We start from the raw sequence: 22,553 nt of genomic DNA on the forward strand, positions 1-22,553 counted from the left end.
TTTTATAGGAGGCATTCCATTTCACTTATGAACTTAACGAAACTAAACGATCGAATAGAAGCGAAGAAGAAAGAGTTGATTCATCTCGTTGAACAATATGGATTCACTCATCATAAAGTAATTTCTTTCAGCCAAGAATTAGATCGTTTACTTAACTTATTAATAGAACTCAAGACGAAGAAAAAACGTTGCTCTTTATAACCGTTACCTTCTCTTTTTTGATACGATAGAACTAGAATCAGAAAGGAGCCATTTATGTTTATATTAAAAGACGTTACATATAAAGATATACTACACATTCCTTATTTACAGATTCAAAAAGAAAAAATCACATGTATTATCGGTGAGAGTGGGAGTGGAAAAAGTACATTGCTCCGCATGCTAAATGATTTGCAATCTCCAACATCCGGTACAATTGAATATAACGGAAAATTAATTTCCGACTATCCCCCTATTCAATTACGACGTGACGTAGTCATGCTTGGGCAAACGCCACCTATTTTTGATGGAACGATTAAAGACAATCTATTAATGGGACTTCGTCTTTCCGAAAAACCATTTCCAAATGATGATGCCCTGCAAAGTGCATTAACGACTGTTAGCTTAGAAAAAAATTTAGAAGACAACGCTGCTTCCTTATCAGGCGGGGAAAAACAACGACTTGCTTTTGCACGTATCGTACTTATGGATCCACCTGTATATTTATTAGATGAACCAACATCGGCACTAGATAGCGATACAGAACGCCGCGTTATGAAACAATTTACTATGCTAGCAAGAGAAAAGAACAAAACAGTTATCTTCATCACACACTCACAACAACTTCCAGACGAAATTGCAGACGATATTATTGAGATTAGTAAAACAAACGGTGCAACTAGAAAGGAAGTGCTCTCATTTGAAGGGCGTTATTGAACTCCAAATTTGGCAACTTGCCGCTGCATATATTTTCATTCTTATATTAATTGGACTTGTAAAATTAAAAGGAATACCACGCGAAAAACAAATTGCGCTCGCAACATTCCGTATGACGATTCAGCTCGTACTCGTTGCATATGTCCTTACATACGTATTTGAAAATAGTAATCCATTTTATACAATTGCTCTCATTACTTCTATTACTACCTTTGCAATTTTTAATATTTATAAACGAGTTAACATCCCAATGTCAAAAGACTTAAAACGAGTAGCCGCTCTTTCCATGGTTGCCGGATCAATTGGGCCACTTCTATTATTTATCTTTGTTATTATCGGACACGACCCTTGGTACGCGCCGCAATATATCGTTCCTATTACGGGAATGTTAGTCGGAAATGCGATGACTGGTGTTTCTCTCGGTGCAAATACGTTCTTAAACAATATGAAATCGCAAAGAGGTCAAATTGAAGGAGCACTTATGCTCGGCGCAACACCGAAAGAAGCCGTTGCCCCGCTCATACGCGACGCTTTTGACTCTGCTATTTTACCAACAATCAACTCTATGGTCGGAATGGGGATTATAAGCCTACCAGGCATGATGACAGGACAAATCTTATCTGGCGTATCACCATTTACAGCCATCCAATATCAAATTGCCATCATACTTGGTATCTCAGGCAGTACCGCTTTCGCTGTCATTATCTTCTTACAGATTGGGTATAAGACCTTCTTTAATAAGCGGTGTCAGTTGAAAGAAGTTGATTATGGTGCACGGTAAATGGTAAATGGAATTATATCGACGATTTTTCGAATATATCTATCGTAACTCAAAATATATCAACGATTCGACAAGGAATATCGACTTACCGATAAAAAATGACAATAAAAAAGAGGAGGCTACTCGCCTCCTCTTTTTTTTATTACTTACGCCTTCTTAACGAATTGTGATTTTAACTTCATCGCTCCGAAACCGTCGATTTTGCAATCAATATCGTGATCGCCATCAACTAGACGGATACTCTTTACTTTCGTACCGATCTTCACAACTGAAGAAGTTCCTTTTACTTTTAAATCTTTAATAACAGTAACAGCATCGCCGTCTTGCAGAACGTTTCCGTTCGCATCTTTTACAACTTTTGCACCATCATTATTTTCAGCTTCTGCTTCTTGGCCCCACTCATGAGCACATTCTGGACATACGAAAAGAACGCCATCCTCATACGTATATTCTGAATTACATTTTGGACAATTTGGTAAAGTAGCCATAAATTCATTTCCTCCGTTCATTATTTATACGTAAAAATCAAAATTGATGTTTACATCTCGATAAATAAAATTTGTACAGCATTTCTTTATAGTGCCATAGTCTCACGTTATTGACAAGCCTACCTCAAATTCTCATTTTTTATTGTATTTTACAAAATTTTAATTCGTATGGTGTTTCTAAGTAAAAAAGAAGAACCTTCACAAGATTCTTCTTTTCAAAAGGAATGAGTTCTCACTAGAAACCCCAACTATTTTCTTCAATGTAAAATTGATACTCTTCTAACTCTTCTTCACTTAACTTCTTATTATTCTCATATACTTCTTGCCATTCAAAATAGTCTTCACTGAAGTAAACATCAAATTTAATTTTCACGTTTTTCTTCTCTGTATAATCATAACCAGTAAATTCTACTACGTCATAATCTTTTTCTTTCTTTACAAGCTTCCACGTTGGATTATCCGTCATAATCTCTAAAGTAAATCCTTCATCACTTGAACGAACAACATTTTTAATGTTCGGCTCAGTTGATAAAAGGGAAAGTCCAAACATAGCTCCACCAAATACTATCGTCACTATAACTTGTAAACCAATCATGCGAGCAAAACTAGCGCCACCCTTTGATTGTAGGTAATATGCCTTCTCATGATCAGGCATATTTTCTCCCTTATGTAAAATACGGACAGCATGCTTATAATATAAACGGTTTCCTTGCCATCCAGTAAATATCATCATTCCAAATTGAAAAACTAAACTAATTGATAAAAAAATCCCATCTGGAATGTCTATAAAAGGCGATATAAGTATACTAGGAACCGATAATAACATAAGTATAATAAACAACTTATACATTTTACGATAAGCTAACCAAAAAGGTGGGAAGAAAAAGGCTACCCAATTCCACGTATTCCCTTGCGCTGGATTTTCTACTTTTCCCCACTTAAAGTCATAATACGCCGTATTCTTTTGAACGACTGTATGTAACTGTTGCGGAGAAATTGTTTCTTGTAAAACAGTTTCCTTCACGTACATCATCCTTTTCTTCCTTCTACATACATGTATTTTATAGAAAGAAAAAGAAGGAATCTAACAAAAAGTACATATATTTCATAAAAATGAACAGAAATCGAATATATTCCTACAATTACCCGTTAATTATTCCATTTTACTTTTTAATATATTAAAATACTTATGAATGATAGGTTTAATACACTAAGTTAAACATTTTACATATTTGATAATAAAAATGTTTCACATGAAACTATTTATATTTTGTATTACCTTGCCTCTACACAATGCTTGTAAATCCCTTTCTACTTACTACAAAATAGGAAAGACGCCCTTTTCAAAAGGGCGTCTTTTTACAGTTGAAAATTCAATAATAAATAAAATGCATTATTTATTACATGAATTCCAATTGGAACGAGTAAATTATTTGTTTTCTTATATGTGTAGGCTAAACATACACCCATACCAAAAATATATAAAACACTACCTACCGTAAGGGGATGACCTAAAGTAAATATAGCAGCACTTATAACAGCACTACTACGTGTAGAAAAGCGCTGAGATAATTTCATAAAAAACATACCTCGGAATACAAGCTCTTCCCAAATCGGTGTAAAAACAGTGAGTACAACTACGTATAAAATGATTTCACTTTTAGTAGGCTCTATTACTATATTAGATTCATCCACACCAAGCCCATGTGGTAAAACTAAATTTAATACCGCAAGATATATAAGCAGTACGATCATCGTCATTACTATTGTTACATAATGATTAAAATTATTGAACTGTATTGATTTTACTAACTGCACACAATAATTTCTTGCTGGTGAGTATATTAAAATAATAGTAAGAAATGTTAAAGGTGGAATAAGATGATCTACATACCATGGATATAAGGAAGAGTCATATATAATGTTTAAAAAACCAATTCCATGCATGACCCCAAAAATAATTACTATCATGCTAATTACTTCGCGCATACTCATTACTACATTCTTTTTTTCATATGTAGCTAATTCTGTATTCACCCTATCCCCTCCAGTATAATTAAACCTTTTAAACCATTATATACCATTTTTAACACAAAAACCGACGATACAATTTACTGTATCATCGGTTTTTTCCCTACCATTTCTCTCTACATGTTTCAATTAAATGCAGTAAGTACTTCCTCGTCATATCTGCCCTTCTCCACCTTGAAAGCATTCGCTTTTCTTTTGGATGCTGACGTATTCTCGCTACTTCTTGTAATAAAAGCTCCCATTCTTCCCCTGAACGTTCTAACAAGTATTGCAATCCACTATCTTTTGAAACGATCGTTTTATGATCTAGTGTGTATAAAATACGGCCCATCGTAACGACAGCTGATTCTACCCACTCTTCTATAAAAAATAAATATGGCTGCTTCGCCTTTTCACTCCAGTACTGTTCTACGTTGTATTTCATCGTATTTACTACATCATTCCATCTTATTTGAAACGGAATATCTTCAGCTTCTTTCCCGGTAACTGTAATACCTTGATTTTTCAATGTCCACCATGTGACCGCATTAATATCCCAATAACCTACATCCGCTTTACCATCTGCACAATACACGTACTCATTCATTTCATCATTGTATTTCCCTAAATCAGCAAGCGGAATATACATACCGTCCATTCTTTTTCCTAACGTACTATTACTAAGTTTCTTATGAAGCTCGACAAGTTGCTGTTTTTCAGCTTCATTCACGGAATCACTTATTACCGTAACAAAATCAACATCGCTCGTTTCTGCATGAAATGCACCGAGTGCGATGGACCCGTAAATATATATCCCGACTATTTTTTCATCTAAAAAAATTTCTTTTAATTCTATTGTGTACCGCTCCATTAACTGTTGTACTTCCGTTGGTAACGCATGCTTCACTCCATTTTTCACATCTATCCCTCCAATAAAAAAAGCCTTTGCAAATTCGCAAAGGCTTCCTGCTTTATAAATATTTCTCGATTTCTTCGTAAACATCCTTCAAACGAGGATTTCCTTCTCCAACAATTTCTCCATTTACAAGAACGACTGGATAAAATAAATCTTCTTCCACTACGCGCTCTGCAAATGCTTTTTTATCTTCATCTTCTTGTTCTTCTTGAAAATCAATATACTCGAAATTAAATTTATTTTCTTGTCCTTCATATTTACGACCAATCGCCGCTTGTAACCACTCAAACGTTTCTGTTGAAGATGGCATTCCAACGCAGCTCGCACAAATTACTTTCGTCCCATACACTTGCACATTAACCATTTCTTCTCCCCCACTTCTTGTTTCAACAGTATATTCAGATGTCTTAGTACATAAGCACATCATTTTACAAACTTATTCCATACCCCTATACTGAAAAAACATGTTGTAAATATGATAAAAAATTTCGACATTAAAACAAGAACAGAAAAAATAGATTTTCCCCTCTATCTTGATTATAATAAAACTGATGAAAGGAGTCGATAAAAATGGAAAACCCACATATGCAAGAACAAGTACTAGAAGTATTAGATAAATTACGTCCATTCTTACTTCGCGATGGCGGAGACGTTGAATTAGTAGACATTGAAGAAGGTATCGTAAAATTACGCCTTATGGGTGCTTGCGGAAGCTGCCCAAGTTCTACAATCACACTAAAAGCTGGTATCGAACGCGCATTACTAGAAGAAGTACCAGGCGTTATTGAAGTAGAACAAGTATTTTAATCTAAAAGCGGAAGCGGCTCGTTCAGAACAGGAGGTCATTGGAGCTCCTTCCTGCGAGGCGCTTTTTGCCTCACAGGAAGGCGCGAAATAGCCGACTGTTCTAGCCGCTGGAGCTGGATATTAATAAAAGCGGAAGCGGCTCGTTCAAAATGTGAGGGGGATGGAGCTTCTGACATAGAGGCGCTTTTTGCCTCGGCGGAAGAAGCGAAGCCACCGAACATTTTAGCCGCTGGAGCTGGATATTAATAAAAGCGGAAGCGGCTCGTTCAAAATGTGAGGGGGATGGAGCTTCTGACATAGAGGCGCTTTTTGCCTCGGCGGAAGAAGCGAAGCCACCGAACATTTTAGCCGCTGGAGCTGGATATTAATTAAAAGCGGAAGCGGCATCGCTTCCTAGAAAGAGACCCAAATGGGTCTCTTTTTTTATTCAAACAACACTTCCCCTTTAACATCATAAAACAAAATTGGAAATCCTTCTCAAAAAGTGAGATAATTAATAATATAGAATCGTTCACACATATACAGAAAAAAACATAGGGGGACGACACATGCCAAGAATGGGAAACACTTTTTTAACAATTCAAGAACTAGAAAAGAAAAAAGAGTATTTATTAGATCTTTCATCCGTTATACCGACATGGAATGCAAGCTATCAATTTTTATTTAAAGAAATCCAGCAAGAATTATTGAGTAAAGTAAATGAAAAGATCGAAAGACATCAATTCATTTTAAATATACATGCAGATCAACAGGTAGGGGCATAATGTATTACATACAATTGTAATATGAAAAAAGAGACCTCACTCGGTCTCTTTTTTCATTTTAAGACAGCCAATCTAATTTCCTAATGCCTAATTTATCGACAGGTAAACGAAGTGATCCATAAAAGTGCTTCATAAATTGCTCTGAGCGGTTCACATCGTGTAAAATGGCTTCTAAGCGATCTCTATATATGCTTTTTTGTTCTTCGTTTCCCGTTTGGTAATACCGTTCGACTGTTTCGAAATAGTGAAGTGGGAACAGGAGCCTTGCAAATAATAAGCGCCAACCAAATGAGGATAACGAATAATTTCGTTCGTAATCTGTAACAAATTGAACGATTGTTTGCTCCCATCCTTTCTTTTTTTCTATCATCATATAGCGGATTAATTCTGCCATATCTCGAGTTGGGTGATCATACACCCAATCAAAAGGAAGTTTGAGGCGCTTCGTTTGATGCCATAATAAGGGTGTGAATCGTTCTTGGCAAATTGTTGCTGCATCAGTTAGTTGCGGCGTATCATCCAGCTCTGTATCGACAACATATTGAATCGCATTTTCTGCAACTCCTAAGTAATACGGGAAGGATTCAATAAACAATTGATCGAATACGTCTGTAGGGTGGTTCATCACTTGTGATTGCCAAAACTTTTCTAATTGATCGAGCCTTTTTTCCCATAACGCCTTCCATTCACCAATACGGCTTAATTGCTCGATCTCTTCTGGAAAGAATGCACCTCTTTTATGGAATATAGAAAGCTCACTTCCTAATGATGTAGCATGTCGTTCTAATGCACGCATACCTTTTAATAAGCAGTAATTTTGTTCTTCTATCTCACATACATAGTAGCCGTGTATAGTCGGAACGAAAGTCGCTACAGTTATATCCCCTTGCTGGTTCATATAGTCACTGAGCTTTTTCATCTCTACAAGTACTTCTTCCTCCATTTCTCCAATTGGAACAAGTACATAAATTTTGTTGCGAATCCAAAAGCTTTTATAGGGGCCAAGGGGGATTAATTCTTTAACATGCATGTGATAATGCTCATAAATATGATGAATCATCGCAGTCGCCACCTATGGTTTTTCTTTATATATATGAGCTTGTGCTCGCCTTTCATTCCTATGCACATGATAAAGCAACGAAACGTATACAAATACTAAAAAGAAAAAAAGGTGATAAACATGAAAGAATCAAATCAACTACAAGAAAGAGCATTACAACTATTACAAGAGCGCGGTGTAACAATTGACGATATTGCTGAGCTTGTTCATTTTCTTCAAAAAAAATATCATCCAAATTTAGAGATGTCAGAATGCCGTTATAACGTTGAGCGTGTGTTATCAAAACGTGAAGTACAAAATGCACTAATTACAGGTATCGAACTCGATGTTCTTGCTGAAAAAGGAATGTTAAGTGAGCCATTACAAGATATCGTAAAACGTGATGAAGGCTTATACGGAATTGATGAAGTAATCGCACTTTCTATCGTTAATGTGTACGGCTCTATCGGTTTCACGAACTTTGGATATATCGATAAATTAAAACCTGGTATTTTAGAATACTTAAATGATAAATCATCTGGAAAAGTGCATACATTCCTTGATGATATCGTTGGCGGAATTGCTGCCGCTGCTTCAAGCCGCTTAGCGCATAGAGCTGAGCATTCGGAATAATGAAATATGAAAGACCGTCAGTTTCATACTGACGGTCTTTCGTATTCCATAAGCATAAATTCTCTTCCACGGCTCAGAAAAATAGGACCCTGCTGAAAACCTATGTTTTTATATAGCGTAATTGCTCTTGTATTAAATGTTGCTACACTAAGCCGGAATGTTTTCGGCTTATATTCTTTTGCAGCAAAGGCTATCCCAGCTTGAAAAAACATTTTCCCCAGCCCTTTCCCTGTTAACGCTGGCTTCATGCCAAGTCCGATATCAATTACATCTTCTCCACCATATAAATTTGCATCTCTTCCACCTGGCACTTGTGCATTTGCTCCAAAACAAAAATAGCCGATAAACTCCCCATTATCGTTACAACAGCCATAATACGTTCCATCTAATAATTCTTCTATTACTTCTTTCTCACCTGAAAAATCATACAAATTATAAGGTTCTTCGTACATCCACGTATTTATCTCATTTGCTTCTTCTACCGTTAACTTATGTATATCCATCCTTATCTCTCCTAATCGAATATTCTATATATACTCATTCATTTTTCTTGCCTCATTTCCCTCTAATTGCAATATGCAGAATTACATACGCACAGCCATTAAACAAGTGGTACAATTTATTTGAATCGCTGTTGCTACACTTCTTGATCAAAGAAAAGGCGTTAAAACGGATATTAGCGCCTTATCAAACTCAAGCAATTGGCACATTTTGTCATCGTTAAAGACACTCAAAAGAGTGTCTTTTTTTTATATCTCACAAGGACTTACTCATTTCAAAGTATAAACACATAAAATAATGTAACTCTTTACATGCATGAATCCTTTTTCTAAAGTTTTGAAGCAGACTCAAAATAAAAAAGCACTCTTGGCTAGAGTGCTTTTTACTTTCAAATCAGGAGGTTACATAGTATGGATAGTACTCTCTTATTTAACTTCGGCATTGGTATTGTTATCATTTTATTTGTTTTCTTTGTACTTTGTATGAGCGGAGTGTGAATACAAAAAATACATCACTTTACATGTAATTAAAGGTTGAAAAACTTTTTTTTTGCTAATAAACACTTTATATATTTGTATTTCTTGATTATTATATTAATTATATCCATTTTTTAGGATAAACCTATATTTATGAAATTAAAATAGTATAAAGCATGAAACAGAGGTGGCATTTTGAAACTAGGTGAAAGAATACGACAAATTCGAATACATCGTGAAATGACACAAGGAGAACTAGTGAAGGGCATATGTTCTATTACATATTTAAGCAGAATTGAAAATGGTCAAATAAAGCCCTCTCAATCTTTCCTGCAAAAAGTTGCAAAAAAACTTGATATAGATGTAAATCACCTTATCAAGGTAAATATGCATAGTGCAGAAGAGACCATATCTGATATTGCGGATCGCTACAAAGAGACAAAAGAATTAGCCGAAAATGAAGTTGCTATTTTAGAACTACATGCACGCGAAATGCATCCAACTTCTATACTTTTAAAAATTTTCGGTGTCTTAGTTCATTATTATGTCCGCTCTGAATCAATTAAAAAAGCTCAAACGATTTACAATCATTCTACAAATTTAATACCAAGTCGTCCAAATAATCAATTCGCTTCCGATTTTTTATATTATTACATAGCATGTGGAAATTATTTTTACTATATACAAGATTTCCTTAAGGCAAATGAGCATTATGTACAAGCTGATAAATTATTGACTTCTGAAGAAACCCTACAACGCGCCGACTTATACTACAATATGAGCTTAGTAAAACAACGTATTATTAATAGTCAATCTGTCAGCTTAACATATTCAAAAAAAGCTTATAATATTTATCAAAAATTGAATATCCCTTCAAGAATAACAGAAACTCTTATAACAATATGCGTTCAATATCATTTAGACGAAAACTACGAAGAATCATTAAAATATTTAAAAAGAGCTGAGGAATACATAAAACCTCTCAATGATCCTAATCTATTAGCGATGGTTGAATATAATTATGGAAGAGTATTCCAAGGGCTAAAAGAATACGAAAAAGCTATTTACCATTTTAATAATACACTTGAGATAAATGAAAGCTTACATCAACATATGGATAAAATATATGCTTTGAGAAGTCTCATTGAAATTTATTTAGAATTAAAAGAATGGGAGCAAGTAGATAAATATATGTCAACTGCTCTACAAATTGTTGAAACTTATGATATTTCCTCAATACAAGTTGAAATTTATATGTACAAAGCACAAATACTTAAGACTCGTGGTGATTACTATAGTTACGAAAAAGAAATGCAAAATACAATTCAGTTAGGTATAGATAAAAACCAATATGTTCGTACAAAACAACTGGCTACCGAATTGGGAGATTATTATTACGACATTAGGGCATATAAACAATCTGCTAAATATTATAAAACGGCTTTAAATTGTTGCATTGATATAAAATAACTCTATTAAATTACTTTGTAAAATAAAGGCTATTTTTTATGTAAATAATGCATTTAAATTTAACTAATTTTTACTTATTCTTTTTAACTACCCCTTTGATTTATATTTTAATTAACAAAACAACTCAAAGGGGTAGAGAAAATGTTAAAAATTAAAGCTTGTATCATGTTTTTATTGATTGGATTACTTTGTATTAGCTCATACAACTTTTCAAGTCACTCAACAACAACACATACAAAAACACTTCATTTAGCAGAACTACAACCAAAGCCTCATTCTCCCGCTGTTCCAACTGAAATTTCAAAACCTCATACAATTTAACATCTATACTTCAACAGGCCTCCTTATAATAAAGGAGGCCTTATTTTGCTCTAAAGTATGCATTTAAAATAAAAAAACTTACTTGATTTATAAATCAAGTAAGTTTTTTTATTAATCCCCCAGTATGTTTAAATAACGGAATGCGATTTATTGCTTTTGCATATATACCAGAATCATCATGTACTTCATTAACTTTATTTATCGTAATCCATCCGTGGTAATATACCCAAATCCCAATTTCCACACGATGATGAATATTCCACTTTTCTTTAATAGTTGCTATAATTTCGCCAACTCGTCTTCGGCTAATATACAATGTTTTAGCAATATCCTTATCCTTCATACCTTTAGATACCAGAATAGCTACCTCTTTTTCTTTTTCACTCAATATTGGATTCATCATTCATTCTCCTCTTATTATATTATTTATTTATAATCCATTGATATAAAAAAATCGCTGATAAATTATACTGATATAATTCAGATTCTTTTATAGTATTCTCTTCAAAATCGCATGTTAATTCACCGTGAATGTTTAACAATTCATTCATTCTATGAATCATATACATAAGCTCTTCTTCTATTCTCCTATCTATATCTTCCGGACTAACATGTACTAGATTATTTAACTGTATAGCGTAACCAATCGCTAATGAAGCGTTATGATTTTTTTCTCTCTCTAAATTTTTAACGTCATCAATACGAACCAGTTTCTCTCCCTCAAAGTCAACGATATATACTCCAGGCTCATTTACATTCGTAACAGTTAAAGAATCTAAAATTACAATTGTAGGAACTATTAACGTTTTTTGAAAATCTACCTTTTTAAAAACCCCATATAGCAATTGAACCAATACATTAATATGGATATTAAATTGTCTTTCAAAATTCACTACACTTAGATCTTCATTCGTTTTTAAAATGTTATACGATATTCCGCATTTTCTTTTTTGAGAAAATTGTTCTGCCCCAATAATTTTTGGAACAATTTCTTTTATACGTACTTTTATTTCGTTCTTCCCCATTATTTTTTCACCCCCGCTATTCATTTTCTAACTTCAATTTATCGCTTTTTGTTGGTTAATTAATAGAAGTTAAATACAATAAAAAAAATGGAAATAAATTAAGGATTTACAGAGCAAATTTAACTAATAATATGCTGCATGTAGTAATATTTCCTCTTTACTTCTAATCGCTTTAACCTATGCTTTACAAATTTACAAAAATAAAAAAGACCGTATTTAAAATACGGTCTGAACAAAATATTATTAACTCTTTTTATGCAGATAATTCTTTTAACGTATCGCTTAATTTAAATTGACGAAGTTGGAATGCTGCTATACTTGCTGCACCTGCTCCAAGTAAAATACTTGCAATAGCAAGGAAAATAATTTGCTCATACGGAATAATAAAGGTAGTTAATTCTAGTCCTGATAAAACAATATAACTAAAAATTAGCCCCCCTCCAATTCCAATAACTCCTGCTATAGCTCCAAGTAGCGTTCCTTCCAACCATACAATTCTTCTCATTTGCTTCGGTATTGCACCTACTGCACGAATCATGCTAATTTCAGCACGTCTTTCATGTAGACTTGCTACAATTGCATTCATTAAACCTATTCCTGAGATAACAAAAATAATACCTACTAATAAGCGAATTAAAGTAACCATTTGTGACAACAATTGTTGTTGTTCTTGTAAAAGATCATTACTATTAATTACTTCTACATTATCTCTTCCACTTGTAATGCTCTTTACTTCTTCTTTTATTTTCTCAAAAGGAACCTTCGAATCAGTCATTACTTGAATAGATTCATATCCTTTTAGATTAAATTCACTCTGAGCCCATTGCTCGTTTACAAATACATATGATCCCTTTAGACGTAAATCCTTTTCAATAATCGAAACAATTTTTATCTGCTGTACTTGTTTCCCCTTTGCTTGTATAGAAATTTTCTCATTCAGCCTAATCCCCAAATTTTTAGCAGTTTCTTTTGTAACAACGCCTTCTCCATTTTTTAATGGAGTACTTAATTCTCTTCCAGATACAACATTCATTTTCGTAATTTTTTGAAATGCTACAATATCTACTCCTGCAACTTCCATTAATTCATAATCAAATTTACGAGTTTTCATAAACTCATACCACTCTTGATTTGCCTTTTTAAAGTTATAGTCAACTAACTTAGATGTAGAATCTGGAGCTATTCCTACACTTTCTTTTATACCATTAACTTTTTGAACCTTAGATAACCAGCTGAAAGGTAATGATTCTGTTTCCTGTACTTCAACAGGAACACGAATTACTAAATCTGCTGGCAAATTCTTCTCTAGTCCTTGCTTCATACCTTCATACATAGAATTCACGTACATTGTACCTACAAGAGACAGCATAAATCCAAATGCCAATATTGCAACTGAAACAGCAGCTTTTTGACGATAGCGTACTACATTTCGGCTACTAATGGCCGTTTCAACACGAAATATAGCTTGAAACGGTTTAGAAACAATCGGAGTAAGTAAGCGAATAAACAAAGGTATTGTAAACAATAAACCAATTGCAAAAAAGATTGCTCCAATTGCACTAGGATTAAACCCTATATATTCCTCAACAAACGATCCCCCCAGACCAATTAACGTACCAATGAATAAAATACAAACACTAACTATACTCCACTTTCTTTCCTTCTTTTGATCACTTGGAAGTCCAGGTCTTAATGCTTGAACTGGTGGAATCTTCCTTACCATAAACGCCGGAATGATTGCTCCTACTACTGACATAATCATTCCTAAGACAAAGGTAATAAATAAGACCGTCCCAGAGATAGCAAATACTTCGTTCCCTGTACTTTCAGCATTCACCCATTGATTTATAAAGGATGCGGTAATTTGATGCGTAGAAGCCCCTAAAATTACCCCTGCTAAAGAACCAATTCCTCCGATAAATAATGCTTCTAACAGTACAACCATAATAACTTGGTTCGGATTACTGCCAAGCGCTCGTAGAAGTGCCCATTGCTTAAATCTACTACGAACGGATAAGAAAAAGCTTCCCATAATTAAAAGTGCTACAACGAATAATGCTATTCCACCAAGGCTAAATATTAATGGCTTCATGACGTTTAATCGCTCAAATGCCTTATCTACATATGTACGTTGATCAATTTTCACATCTTCTAGCTTCTTATTTAAATCAGAGGCTATTATCCCTTTTACACTTGAATCAAACACTTTTATTTGGACAAGATTGAACTTTCCGTTTAACTGCAATTCGTCTTGTAGCCAACGAATTGGGAAATAAGCACTATGTCCCATCGCTGCCATCGCTGGAGGATTTAATATCCCAACAACCTTAACTAATTTTTCACCGTGCGGAGGAAATGGTAACTTTATGTCCTCTCCTACCTTTATATGTTCCCGTTCAGCATACCCTTTTGTAATAGCAACTTCTGCGCCTTGTTCTGGATATCTTCCTTCTGCCAATTTATAAGAAAGCATGTCCGGAGAATCTTTTTCAACTCCCCAATACGATGGTTTTCCAGTAAGCTCTTGCTGGTTTGGCATTGGATATGGAATTAATATTTTTGATATCTTTACAGCGTTTTCTAAACTATCGATTTTTTTTAATTCCCCATCATTTAAGTATGCATCATTTTTCACATACCCAAATTGCATATCATAATCACCATAACGGCTTACTACTTGTTGATGAACTGTTTGCTCCACAGATTGATTTCCAAGCAATAGCATAGTTGCCAACATAACACCTAGAGCCGCTCCAAGTGCAATTAACATATTTCTTAACCAATTTTGTTTAATTGATTTCGCTGCATACTTAATTGCCCAATGCATCGTCCCTACCTCCTACCTTAAAGTGCGTATTCATAATTTCTTGAATACGAGCAACTTGTTGAGAGATATTCCGGAATTTCCACCCCTTACTTTCCGCATGTTCATAAATAATCTGACCATCTAATAAGAAAATCACCTTATCTGCATGAGCAGCAACAAACGGATCATGTGTAACAACAACAGCGGTTTGCCCTAACTCATCACAAGCATTTCGCAAAGCAGCGATAATATTTTTGCTATTTTCAGAATCTAAGGCACCTGTTGGTTCATCGGCTAATATAATAGCTGGCTCATTCGCAAAAGCTCTTGCAATTGCAATACGTTGCTGCTGGCCACCTGATAGCTGAGATGGAAGATATTTTTCTTTTCCCTTTAAACCGACAATCTCAAGTAAACGCTTTGCTGTAACTGTTGCTTTTTTTTGAGATACATTATCTAATAATAATGGTAAACCAACATTTTCTTCCGCATTAAAAACCGGAATTAGATTAAACTGTTGAAAAATAAAGCCAATTTTATGTCTCCGAAATAGCGCAAGCTCTTTTTCTTTTAATGATGATATTTCTGTATTTTCTATCCGAATGTTACCCTTAGTTGGTAAATCTAATCCTCCAAGTAACTGCAACAATGTCGTTTTACCAGATCCACTCGCCCCCATAATACAAACAAAGTCACCTTTTTGAATGTGAAAATCTATTCCCTTTAAAACTTTTGTTTCACTATCACCAAGGTCAAATGATTTTTCTAGTCCTTCAATCTCAATAATGTTCATATCATATACCCCTTCGCCTTAGATTTTTTCTCTCTCTACTAACAATATACATTTTTAAATAATAAGAATATATGAATTAAATACTTTCTCAACTTTATACAGAAAATTTTTAACCATGCAACTTTTTAGGTTTCTTATTTTCTAATCTATAAAACCATAACTCTAATGTTGCAATTGTCCACAAGTAGTCAACGTTATTGGTTTCTCCTTGTCTCCATAAATGAAGATCTTTTTTGAATCCCTCATGATCAACCAATCCGAGATCCGCTAAATATCCTTTACTATATGCTTTAGCCATTTCTGGCCATTCACGTTGTAAACCAGAATAAATTACAGAGTAGTGAGCTGTTTTATCAATTCGCTTTCGAATTGGTTCTGGTAGTATTTCTTTCATAGCATTTTTTAATATTAATTTTTTAATAGATCCTTGTAATTTTTGCTCCATTGGTATAGCAATTAAGAATTCTACTAATTCCCTATCAAGAAACGGATGTCTTGCCTCCATTCCTAGTGGAGCTGCGATATATTGATCGATAAAAGGAGTAATATTCGTTGTGATTTGATTTTCTTGTTTCCCTCTTGCTAGTCTTCCCCGTGCAATCCCCTTAACCGTCATAGCATCTTGAATATCTTTCGCTAGCCAAGGGCTAGCATTCATCTGTACTTTTTTGAACAATGGATGGATTCCATATTGAAGAAGATTTTTAAAGAATGGCTCTTCCCTTAAATACGCTAATTGTTTTACATCTCTAATTGCCTTGCCCCATTTAAAATTCCAAATATAATCAGAAATTACTAAGTTACTTCCAGAAAGTACTTCATCTCCCCCAGCTCCAGTTAACATTATATTTGAATTTGCTTCCTTTGCTTTCGCATATAAACTTTCTTGTACTCCAAAAGTAGAAGCATTGACAAATGGCTCCGCTGTAGATGGTGCATCATATGGGAAGTTTTTAAAACTCCATAAATCATCTGCTACAATTTCACGTGAGCGAACATTGTATTTTTGATTTATTAATTCAATATACTTCCTTTCATCGTCTGAGGCGTATTTATCGAAAACAAGGGAGACAGGGAAAAATTCTGTTTTGTTATTTTTTTCGTTTAGTAACTGTCCAGCTGAGAAAATACTCGTTGAATCTAGTCCACCACTCATAGCAACTGATACTGGTGAGTTCGATCGCATACAATCTTTCACGGATTGGAAAAAAATTTCACGAAAACGTTCTTCATAAATTTCAGAGTCCGAATATTCAATATCCTTAATTTGCTCAATATCCCAATATTTTTTTACTTCTAAACGTCCCTCCTGCAGGATTAAAATATGTGCTGCTGGCAGTCTCTTAACTCCCTCATACGGAGTCTTATCTGTTCTAACAAATCCTTGTTCTGTAATGTATTCAATAAAATATTCTCTGTCCCATTTCAATGAATGATTTGTACCATATATAAGACCTTCTAACATGCTAGAAAACTCTAGGTTTTTACCATTCCATTTATAAAACAATGGTCTAAATCCTAAATAATCTCGGCCACAAAGTAATCTTTTTACATTGGCATCCCATATAGCAAAGGAGAATTCTCCATAAATATATTTTGGAAAGTCGATTCCCCATTTTCTATACGCCTTCCATAGCAGCTCCACATCTGTTTCTTGAATGGAAGAATGCATACCACTTTGATTAAATTCATTAACTAATCGTTCTCTACGATCTAGCCTTACATCGGCCATAATCGTTATCCCTTCTTTAGAAAAGGGTTGCCGTTCTCTCATTGATTCAGTTGTTAAATTAAGCGCATTAAAGCCAAAGCCAATTTGTTCTTCTACATATACTTGTACATAGTCATTCCCTCTTGTTAAGTTTTCATTTATCATACGCAATACAGCAGCCCGATCTGGGATGAGTTTTTCTTTATAATACACACCAGTAATTCCGCTCATTTTTGGCCTCCTATTCTTAGTACCTCAATATAAGATTCTTTTACAGTCTGTATATCATTTACAACTGATCCATCATGTTCTAACCAAGCGTGTGAGCCAAAAGGAAACTTTTTAACCCCTATTACTAATTCAGCAGGGAGTCCCCATTTACGTACTAACTTAAAACCTATTAAGGAACGATGTAAACATTGGGCATTTCCGAAAAACCAAAAGCATACTTTATCAATTTTGTTTAATAATCGTGTTAACTTCTCTTTCTCCATGTCCCCTTCTTGGTTTAATTGTCCATATTTCGAACCGTATAATTCGGTTATATAACCAAACTCATATTTTTTCAGATAATAATTTACTAATAACGTTTCATAAATAATCTGGATATATTTCATCATTTTTGATCACCTTGATAGACTAATGATTTCTCTTCTAATTTACTTAAAAAGCTACCAATATCATTTTTTATAATGTCTAGCTGCGAGCTATCTATTTCATAATTATTTTTTACTAATTCAATGATCTCATCCCCATTTAACTTATTCTCAATTTGTCTCCAAACAAAAGATCCCATTTCATCGAGTCCAAAATATGTGCCTGCTTTCGTATCTAATAATACAGCCTCTCCATCTACTTCAGTAAAAACTACACTATCTTTCTTCACATATGTTATATTCATTCTTTTTCCTCCTCATTATCCTACTTTTATAGTATGTCTCTCGTTTTGACTGTTATAAAGGGCTTTAAATTTCCCTTCTATTTGCATCAATGTATCAAAATCTCCTTGCTCATATATTGTTCCTTGATCTAGTAAAAAGATATTGTCACATTCCGTAATCGTTGAAAGACGATGTGCAATAATAATAGCCGTTCTATCTTTTAAAATATTAAAAATTGCCTTCTTTACTGCATTTTCCGAAAAGGCATCTAACGAAGCTGTAACCTCATCCAAGATGACAATTCTACTATCCTTTAAAAAGATTCGCGCTATCGCTATTCTTTGTTTTTGTCCCGTTGATAGTCTAAACCCCTTCTCTCCAACGATCGTGTCATACTGATCTTCCATTTCCATAATAGCGTCATGGATATATGCCTTTTTAGCAGCATTCATAATTGCCTCTTCTGTTACATCTCCACATCCATAAGCAATATTATCTCGAATAGACATATGGAATAAGAATGGTTCTTGTGGTACATAGCTTATTAACCGAGTAAAAGTTTCCCTATCAAAATTTTTAATATTAACTCCATCAATCAAAATTTCACCCGCAGTAGGTTCACATAACCTACTCATCAAATTAGCTATAGTCGTTTTGCCTCCACCACTTTCTCCAACAAGTGCAATTTTTTGGCCGGCCTGTATTTGAAACGACATATTATTCAAAACTTTAGATTGCTCATCATAGCGAAAATCTACATTATCAAATTGCACTTCACCTTTTATCTCTTTCCCCTCATATCCTTTTTCCGGAAACTTTATTTCATCATCACTATCTCTAAATTCCAACAACCGCTTTAATGCTTTCATAAAAACAGGTATTCTTGTCCATACACCTGCCAATGTTTGTGTTAGATCTGATAATTGCACTAAGTAAGTAGAAAATGCCACTACCGTTCCAATACTAATTTCTCCTTTTGCAACCTCTGTGCTAGCTACCCAAAATACTGCTATAGGTGCAAATACAGCCAGAAAGCTAGTCAATGCTCCCATTCCTTCCATAAGAGTTGAGCTAAAAATGTTATATTTCGAGATAGATGTAATAATTTTTTTAAAATGGTTTCGTTCTGTCTCTTGTGTTCCAAGCGTCTTTATTAAAAAGATCCCATTCATATTCATTGTTTCTTGAATTTTAGATATAGATTCCGCCCTATAATTCCATGATTTAACATTTATAGGTACTGTCCAACGAGAGAAAAATGGACTGGGTAATAAAATTAAGGGAACAAATAGCAAGGATGTAAATGTTAAACTAGGACTAAGCATAAACATCGTAAATAATGTTGTACTTAGTAAAAATAGTTTCGAAGCAAATTGGGTTGTAATTGTCGATAAATGTGAATTCACTTCTCCCGGTTCTTGTAAAACACGCTGCAAAACTTGACCGCTCTTATTACTAATGAAGAAATTCATTGATTTATCCATCACTCGGTTATACATTTCTAACTGTAAAATATTAGATGTTTTCTCTGATAAGGAACTTGAGAAGTACCGTAATAAGAGATTCGCGATTCCAAATAAAAGTGGTAATACCGCAAAAACCATTAAAAGTACCGTTAAAGAGTATTTGCTATTTCCTTGCAAACCATGATCGATTATCTCTTTTAAAACGAGCGGTGATAACGGCCCAAGTAAACTCGTAACTCCGATACAGAGTAAAACGATTAAAGCTGTTTTCCATTCCTTAGAAATTGTTTTTACAATCCATTTCACTGCGTAAATATTTTCTTTCTGAATTTTCATTCTTTTAAACATATACGTCTCTCCTTAAACGAGATAAGTTTCAGGAAACAAAACTAGAATACCAAACATCACAAACATCGCAACATTTCGAGATACATGTTTCATTGTGATTTTTTCTGCTGAGTGAAGGCCAAAACATCCACAACCATTCGGTTGTACTTGATTAACCTTGATCGCCATTAGCAAGGCAAAACAAAATTGCATACATGCACCAATTAAAGCAGCAGTAAAAATGTTAGATCCACCGATAAAAAGCCCTACTACTACCGCAACCTCAATAGCTGGTACTATTATTGTTATAAAAGGAATCATAAACTTTGGAAATACTTTATAATCTTCAATAATTACTTTAAACGCATATACATCCTTCAATTTTCCAATCGAGCTTCTAAAATACACAATCGCCCCTATTAAACTCAACAAACGAATTGCATATTGCAAACTAATACTTAAAGATTCTTCCATTCTTTTTTCACCTCTTTAATAAAAGATTCATATTGCTCTAAATCTGTTTTTGGTATCTCCTGCATTGGATCGAAGTTCTTCACACTATGTCCATCATGAAATACAAGTAACGCAGGCACATCCGAATGTGATACATAACTTTGTTGTGAACGAGAATCAATTGCTACAAATGGTAATCCTGCCTTCTCTACAATATTTTTGACCTTTGCAAAAATTTGCATGCACGAAGTACACTTAAATGAATCAATAATAAAAACTACCATTTTTTCTCCAGAATCTATTCTCACTTTCGTTTTTTCATACTCTTCCAATTGATTTACAACTTTTTGATATTTAAAATATTTATTTCCTAAAAAAATTGCAACAACTAAGAAAACTACTCCAACAGGTATAGCATTCATGTTTGCTATACTATCTGTAAATTCATGCAACACTATGACCACCACCTAAATCTCCAAATTTTATTGTTTGAATCACTCGATCACACACTTCATTTAAATATGAAAACTCTTTTGGATATTCAAGACTGTATACTGGTATCTCTTTAAATATGGAAGAAGAAAAAATGTTCATATACTGGATTGTCGTTTCTGGATTAATAATTCCTAAAGTAAATGTATTAGCAAGTATATGAATCAGTTTCTCATGCCCTTGTAATTGCTTTACCTTAATATCACCAACAGAATCGTTATGCGGTTTAAGCAAAAATAATCCTTTTAATTTTTTTGTATCTTTACATGCATTAGTTTCCCCTAATGAATATACTTGTTTCGTTGCTCCTTCAGCGAGGGAGCCTTCGTTAATGAATGTTTGTTGTGAGGCAATCGAAATAGAACTTTCATCCAATTTTAAAGCTGCATAACCTGGATGAACTAAAACTACATCATGTCTTATATCAAGAGGCATCACATCATCTGTAAAGAATTGCATTCCCTTCTCCATTAGAGCAATTTGAATTGTTGATTTCCCAACCCCTGGACCGGCCATAAACCCCCAAGCCCCTTCTCCATGAGTTATTCCACTAGCATGTATAGGAACAATTCCTCTAACTTGTAATATGTAGGGTAGGACAATCCCTACAAAACAAGCTGCTATATCCTGTTCTGAACTACAATAGGAAAATCGTATAAAGTTCACACTCTTACCATTTGCTAAGATTTCATATTTACCAGTTAAACAATTTACATACGTATGTTTACTATGGTGCTCTTGATTAACATAGTCATCAAACTCTTTAAATGGTAAATCTAATACCTGTTCTTTATCGATCTTAAAGAACAGATCAATCCCCTTTTCTTCTTCTGAATTAATATGATTGATTACTCCTACAGGTAGTGCAACTTCACTAGCAATTTTCAAGCCATAAAATCGATAATAAAACATATTTCCCCCTCCTAACCACAATGTTTATTAATCAATATTTTTCCTGTTTGTTTGTCATCATTAATGGACAATATATATAAGGCTTAGGACGATTTAATTTACTTATAAGATGACACTCTTCATTAAATTTAATATCCCCTATCAAAATATCTGATGTATTTTCAAGTCTTTTAATTGAAGATTTCATATAATTATTCAATTTCACTGTCCTCCCGAAATGTAATAGTTCAGACAAAATTTATCCACATCTTAAAACCATACAATAATAGGATAACAACAGGACTAATTTACTAATTTAAATTTTTAAAGAACCTGTTGTTATCCCTGTTATCTTTAAGACACTAGATTAGCAGTCGCCCGCTTCTCCTTTATAGATATCTACACACTTTCCACCTTGCATTCTATATGACCAGTTGCGTAAGTATACTTCACAACCCCAGCCCCCACAGCCTTTTACAATATCTGATGCATTCCCAAACTCTACTACCTCTGGCGCTACATATTTCTTTTTCATTTTCATTACCTCCGTTTTTTTAGTTTTATTTCGTTTTTACTTTTTCACTTTA

27 protein-coding genes are annotated in these 22,553 nt (G+C 34.0%); 8 read left to right on the forward strand and 19 right to left on the reverse strand.

Annotated features, from left to right (window positions below):
• Nucleotides 1–27: 27 nt before the first annotated feature.
• Genes AC3WTI_RS26310 through AC3WTI_RS26320 form a run of 3 tightly spaced genes read left to right on the forward strand, consistent with a single transcriptional unit; the run spans nucleotide 28 to nucleotide 1,696 of the window.
• Nucleotides 28–201 carry an aspartyl-phosphate phosphatase Spo0E family protein gene (locus AC3WTI_RS26310; RefSeq protein ID WP_142286732.1) on the forward strand — a complete coding sequence of 58 codons (174 nt, stop codon included), beginning with the start codon at nucleotides 28–30 and terminating at the stop codon, nucleotides 199–201.
• Between the two features lie 54 nt (nucleotides 202–255).
• Nucleotides 256–915, forward strand: a complete 660-nt coding sequence (locus tag AC3WTI_RS26315) for an ABC transporter ATP-binding protein (RefSeq protein WP_097841515.1) — start codon at nucleotides 256–258, stop codon at nucleotides 913–915.
• Nucleotides 899–1,696 (forward strand): ABC transporter permease, encoded by a 798-nt coding sequence (locus tag AC3WTI_RS26320; protein WP_087959431.1) that lies wholly within the window; start codon nucleotides 899–901, stop codon nucleotides 1,694–1,696. The genes AC3WTI_RS26315 and AC3WTI_RS26320 overlap by 17 nt, the downstream gene beginning before the upstream one ends.
• A 146-nt stretch (nucleotides 1,697–1,842) precedes the next feature.
• On the opposite strand, the gene phnA is transcribed toward AC3WTI_RS26320, so the two are convergent.
• The 5 genes from phnA to AC3WTI_RS26345 form a co-directional block, all read right to left on the reverse strand.
• Nucleotides 1,843–2,184 carry an alkylphosphonate utilization operon protein PhnA gene (gene phnA, locus AC3WTI_RS26325; RefSeq protein ID WP_000212737.1) on the reverse strand — a complete coding sequence of 114 codons (342 nt, stop codon included), beginning with the start codon at nucleotides 2,182–2,184 and terminating at the stop codon, nucleotides 1,843–1,845.
• A 235-nt stretch (nucleotides 2,185–2,419) separates the two neighbouring features.
• On the reverse strand, nucleotides 2,420–3,214 hold the full coding sequence (locus tag AC3WTI_RS26330; protein WP_087959470.1) for a DUF2628 domain-containing protein: 795 nt from the start codon (nucleotides 3,212–3,214) through the stop codon (nucleotides 2,420–2,422).
• 329 nt (nucleotides 3,215–3,543) lie between these two features.
• Complete coding sequence (locus tag AC3WTI_RS26335; RefSeq protein ID WP_097841514.1) at nucleotides 3,544–4,221, reverse strand: CPBP family intramembrane glutamic endopeptidase; 678 nt, start codon at nucleotides 4,219–4,221, stop codon at nucleotides 3,544–3,546.
• Nucleotides 4,222–4,318: 97 nt separating this feature from the next.
• Nucleotides 4,319–5,113 carry a nucleotidyltransferase domain-containing protein gene (locus AC3WTI_RS26340; RefSeq protein WP_142305885.1) on the reverse strand — a complete coding sequence of 265 codons (795 nt, stop codon included), beginning with the start codon at nucleotides 5,111–5,113 and terminating at the stop codon, nucleotides 4,319–4,321.
• 52 nt (nucleotides 5,114–5,165) lie between these two features.
• The gene (locus AC3WTI_RS26345) at nucleotides 5,166–5,474 is read right to left on the reverse strand and encodes a YuzD family protein (RefSeq protein ID WP_000248590.1); all 309 of its coding nucleotides are present in this window, start codon (nucleotides 5,472–5,474) and stop codon (nucleotides 5,166–5,168) included.
• A 206-nt stretch (nucleotides 5,475–5,680) separates the two neighbouring features.
• Between AC3WTI_RS26345 and AC3WTI_RS26350 the strand changes: the two genes are divergently transcribed.
• A complete protein-coding gene (locus AC3WTI_RS26350) occupies nucleotides 5,681–5,917 on the forward strand; it encodes a NifU family protein (RefSeq protein WP_000431159.1) in 237 nt (78 codons plus the stop codon).
• A gap of 548 nt (nucleotides 5,918–6,465) precedes the next feature.
• Entirely contained in the window at nucleotides 6,466–6,681 is a 216-nt protein-coding gene (locus AC3WTI_RS26355) for a carbonic anhydrase (RefSeq protein WP_097841512.1), read from the forward strand.
• 58 nt (nucleotides 6,682–6,739) lie between these two features.
• Here the strand turns inward: AC3WTI_RS26355 and yutH are convergent, their stop codons facing one another.
• Nucleotides 6,740–7,741 (reverse strand): spore coat putative kinase YutH, encoded by a 1,002-nt coding sequence (yutH, locus tag AC3WTI_RS26360; protein ID WP_087959427.1) that lies wholly within the window; start codon nucleotides 7,739–7,741, stop codon nucleotides 6,740–6,742.
• Between the two features lie 120 nt (nucleotides 7,742–7,861).
• Here yutH and AC3WTI_RS26365 point away from each other — a divergent pair, with 120 nt between their 5' ends.
• A complete protein-coding gene (locus AC3WTI_RS26365; protein ID WP_087959426.1) occupies nucleotides 7,862–8,353 on the forward strand; it encodes a phosphatidylglycerophosphatase A family protein in 492 nt (163 codons plus the stop codon).
• A gap of 23 nt (nucleotides 8,354–8,376) precedes the next feature.
• On the opposite strand, the gene AC3WTI_RS26370 is transcribed toward AC3WTI_RS26365, so the two are convergent.
• Nucleotides 8,377–8,856, reverse strand: coding sequence for a GNAT family N-acetyltransferase (locus AC3WTI_RS26370; RefSeq protein WP_087959425.1), 480 nt, complete (start codon nucleotides 8,854–8,856; stop codon nucleotides 8,377–8,379).
• Between the two features lie 669 nt (nucleotides 8,857–9,525).
• Between AC3WTI_RS26370 and AC3WTI_RS26375 the strand changes: the two genes are divergently transcribed.
• Nucleotides 9,526–10,800, forward strand: a complete 1,275-nt coding sequence (locus tag AC3WTI_RS26375; protein ID WP_087959424.1) for a helix-turn-helix domain-containing protein — start codon at nucleotides 9,526–9,528, stop codon at nucleotides 10,798–10,800.
• A gap of 141 nt (nucleotides 10,801–10,941) precedes the next feature.
• A complete protein-coding gene (locus AC3WTI_RS26380) occupies nucleotides 10,942–11,121 on the forward strand; it encodes a hypothetical protein (protein ID WP_073516995.1) in 180 nt (59 codons plus the stop codon).
• A gap of 94 nt (nucleotides 11,122–11,215) precedes the next feature.
• Here the strand turns inward: AC3WTI_RS26380 and AC3WTI_RS26385 are convergent, their stop codons facing one another.
• The 12 genes from AC3WTI_RS26385 to AC3WTI_RS26440 form a co-directional block, all read right to left on the reverse strand.
• Nucleotides 11,216–11,521, reverse strand: coding sequence for a response regulator transcription factor (locus tag AC3WTI_RS26385; protein ID WP_087959423.1), 306 nt, complete (start codon nucleotides 11,519–11,521; stop codon nucleotides 11,216–11,218).
• A 22-nt stretch (nucleotides 11,522–11,543) separates the two neighbouring features.
• Entirely contained in the window at nucleotides 11,544–12,146 is a 603-nt protein-coding gene (locus AC3WTI_RS26390) for a hypothetical protein (protein WP_097841511.1), read from the reverse strand.
• Between the two features lie 253 nt (nucleotides 12,147–12,399).
• Nucleotides 12,400–14,973, reverse strand: a complete 2,574-nt coding sequence (locus AC3WTI_RS26395) for an FtsX-like permease family protein (RefSeq protein ID WP_087959421.1) — start codon at nucleotides 14,971–14,973, stop codon at nucleotides 12,400–12,402.
• Complete coding sequence (locus AC3WTI_RS26400) at nucleotides 14,957–15,745, reverse strand: ABC transporter ATP-binding protein (protein WP_087959420.1); 789 nt, start codon at nucleotides 15,743–15,745, stop codon at nucleotides 14,957–14,959. The genes AC3WTI_RS26395 and AC3WTI_RS26400 overlap by 17 nt, the downstream gene beginning before the upstream one ends.
• A gap of 109 nt (nucleotides 15,746–15,854) precedes the next feature.
• Nucleotides 15,855–17,687, reverse strand: a complete 1,833-nt coding sequence (locus tag AC3WTI_RS26405; RefSeq protein WP_087959419.1) for an asparagine synthetase B family protein — start codon at nucleotides 17,685–17,687, stop codon at nucleotides 15,855–15,857.
• Nucleotides 17,684–18,076, reverse strand: a complete 393-nt coding sequence (locus AC3WTI_RS26410; RefSeq protein WP_052662131.1) for a lasso peptide biosynthesis B2 protein — start codon at nucleotides 18,074–18,076, stop codon at nucleotides 17,684–17,686. Before AC3WTI_RS26410 ends, AC3WTI_RS26405 begins: the two co-directional genes overlap by 4 nt.
• Nucleotides 18,073–18,357 carry a PqqD family protein gene (locus AC3WTI_RS26415; RefSeq protein ID WP_097841510.1) on the reverse strand — a complete coding sequence of 95 codons (285 nt, stop codon included), beginning with the start codon at nucleotides 18,355–18,357 and terminating at the stop codon, nucleotides 18,073–18,075. Before AC3WTI_RS26415 ends, AC3WTI_RS26410 begins: the two co-directional genes overlap by 4 nt.
• 15 nt (nucleotides 18,358–18,372) lie before the next feature.
• The gene (locus AC3WTI_RS26420; RefSeq protein ID WP_087959417.1) at nucleotides 18,373–20,151 is read right to left on the reverse strand and encodes an ABC transporter ATP-binding protein; all 1,779 of its coding nucleotides are present in this window, start codon (nucleotides 20,149–20,151) and stop codon (nucleotides 18,373–18,375) included.
• A gap of 12 nt (nucleotides 20,152–20,163) precedes the next feature.
• Complete coding sequence (locus AC3WTI_RS26425) at nucleotides 20,164–20,604, reverse strand: MauE/DoxX family redox-associated membrane protein (protein ID WP_072179817.1); 441 nt, start codon at nucleotides 20,602–20,604, stop codon at nucleotides 20,164–20,166.
• Complete coding sequence (locus tag AC3WTI_RS26430) at nucleotides 20,589–21,038, reverse strand: hypothetical protein (protein WP_087959416.1); 450 nt, start codon at nucleotides 21,036–21,038, stop codon at nucleotides 20,589–20,591. The genes AC3WTI_RS26425 and AC3WTI_RS26430 overlap by 16 nt, the downstream gene beginning before the upstream one ends.
• Nucleotides 21,028–21,987 carry a hypothetical protein gene (locus AC3WTI_RS26435; protein WP_097841509.1) on the reverse strand — a complete coding sequence of 320 codons (960 nt, stop codon included), beginning with the start codon at nucleotides 21,985–21,987 and terminating at the stop codon, nucleotides 21,028–21,030. The genes AC3WTI_RS26430 and AC3WTI_RS26435 overlap by 11 nt, the downstream gene beginning before the upstream one ends.
• 346 nt (nucleotides 21,988–22,333) lie before the next feature.
• Nucleotides 22,334–22,501 (reverse strand): hypothetical protein, encoded by a 168-nt coding sequence (locus AC3WTI_RS26440; protein ID WP_166669203.1) that lies wholly within the window; start codon nucleotides 22,499–22,501, stop codon nucleotides 22,334–22,336.
• Nucleotides 22,502–22,553 lie beyond the last annotated feature (52 nt).

The sequence above is a fragment of the Bacillus sp. EB106-02-03-XG38 genome, assembly GCF_058792175.1.

Excerpts from the sequence above, each read along its gene's own strand:
- AC3WTI_RS26355 (WP_097841512.1), top strand. The coding sequence starts at position 6,466 with ATGCCAAGAATGGGAAACACTTTTTTAACAATTCAAGAACTAGAAAAG.
- AC3WTI_RS26425 (WP_072179817.1), bottom strand. The coding sequence starts at position 20,604 with ATGGAAGAATCTTTAAGTATTAGTTTGCAATATGCAATTCGTTTGTTG.
- AC3WTI_RS26405 (WP_087959419.1), bottom strand. The coding sequence starts at position 17,687 with ATGAGCGGAATTACTGGTGTGTATTATAAAGAAAAACTCATCCCAGAT.
- AC3WTI_RS26345 (WP_000248590.1), bottom strand. The coding sequence starts at position 5,474 with ATGGTTAATGTGCAAGTGTATGGGACGAAAGTAATTTGTGCGAGCTGC.
- AC3WTI_RS26380 (WP_073516995.1), top strand. The coding sequence starts at position 10,942 with ATGTTAAAAATTAAAGCTTGTATCATGTTTTTATTGATTGGATTACTT.
- AC3WTI_RS26415 (WP_097841510.1), bottom strand. The coding sequence starts at position 18,357 with ATGAATATAACATATGTGAAGAAAGATAGTGTAGTTTTTACTGAAGTA.
- AC3WTI_RS26365 (WP_087959426.1), top strand. The coding sequence starts at position 7,862 with ATGAAAGAATCAAATCAACTACAAGAAAGAGCATTACAACTATTACAA.
- AC3WTI_RS26440 (WP_166669203.1), bottom strand. The coding sequence starts at position 22,501 with ATGAAAAAGAAATATGTAGCGCCAGAGGTAGTAGAGTTTGGGAATGCA.
- AC3WTI_RS26310 (WP_142286732.1), top strand. The coding sequence starts at position 28 with ATGAACTTAACGAAACTAAACGATCGAATAGAAGCGAAGAAGAAAGAG.
- yutH (WP_087959427.1), bottom strand. The coding sequence starts at position 7,741 with ATGATTCATCATATTTATGAGCATTATCACATGCATGTTAAAGAATTA.
- phnA (WP_000212737.1), bottom strand. The coding sequence starts at position 2,184 with ATGGCTACTTTACCAAATTGTCCAAAATGTAATTCAGAATATACGTAT.
- AC3WTI_RS26390 (WP_097841511.1), bottom strand. The coding sequence starts at position 12,146 with ATGGGGAAGAACGAAATAAAAGTACGTATAAAAGAAATTGTTCCAAAA.
- AC3WTI_RS26400 (WP_087959420.1), bottom strand. The coding sequence starts at position 15,745 with ATGAACATTATTGAGATTGAAGGACTAGAAAAATCATTTGACCTTGGT.
- AC3WTI_RS26370 (WP_087959425.1), bottom strand. The coding sequence starts at position 8,856 with ATGGATATACATAAGTTAACGGTAGAAGAAGCAAATGAGATAAATACG.
- AC3WTI_RS26350 (WP_000431159.1), top strand. The coding sequence starts at position 5,681 with ATGGAAAACCCACATATGCAAGAACAAGTACTAGAAGTATTAGATAAA.
- AC3WTI_RS26395 (WP_087959421.1), bottom strand. The coding sequence starts at position 14,973 with ATGCATTGGGCAATTAAGTATGCAGCGAAATCAATTAAACAAAATTGG.
- AC3WTI_RS26420 (WP_087959417.1), bottom strand. The coding sequence starts at position 20,151 with ATGTTTAAAAGAATGAAAATTCAGAAAGAAAATATTTACGCAGTGAAA.
- AC3WTI_RS26435 (WP_097841509.1), bottom strand. The coding sequence starts at position 21,987 with ATGTTTTATTATCGATTTTATGGCTTGAAAATTGCTAGTGAAGTTGCA.
- AC3WTI_RS26315 (WP_097841515.1), top strand. The coding sequence starts at position 256 with ATGTTTATATTAAAAGACGTTACATATAAAGATATACTACACATTCCT.
- AC3WTI_RS26385 (WP_087959423.1), bottom strand. The coding sequence starts at position 11,521 with ATGAATCCAATATTGAGTGAAAAAGAAAAAGAGGTAGCTATTCTGGTA.
- AC3WTI_RS26330 (WP_087959470.1), bottom strand. The coding sequence starts at position 3,214 with ATGTACGTGAAGGAAACTGTTTTACAAGAAACAATTTCTCCGCAACAG.
- AC3WTI_RS26410 (WP_052662131.1), bottom strand. The coding sequence starts at position 18,076 with ATGATGAAATATATCCAGATTATTTATGAAACGTTATTAGTAAATTAT.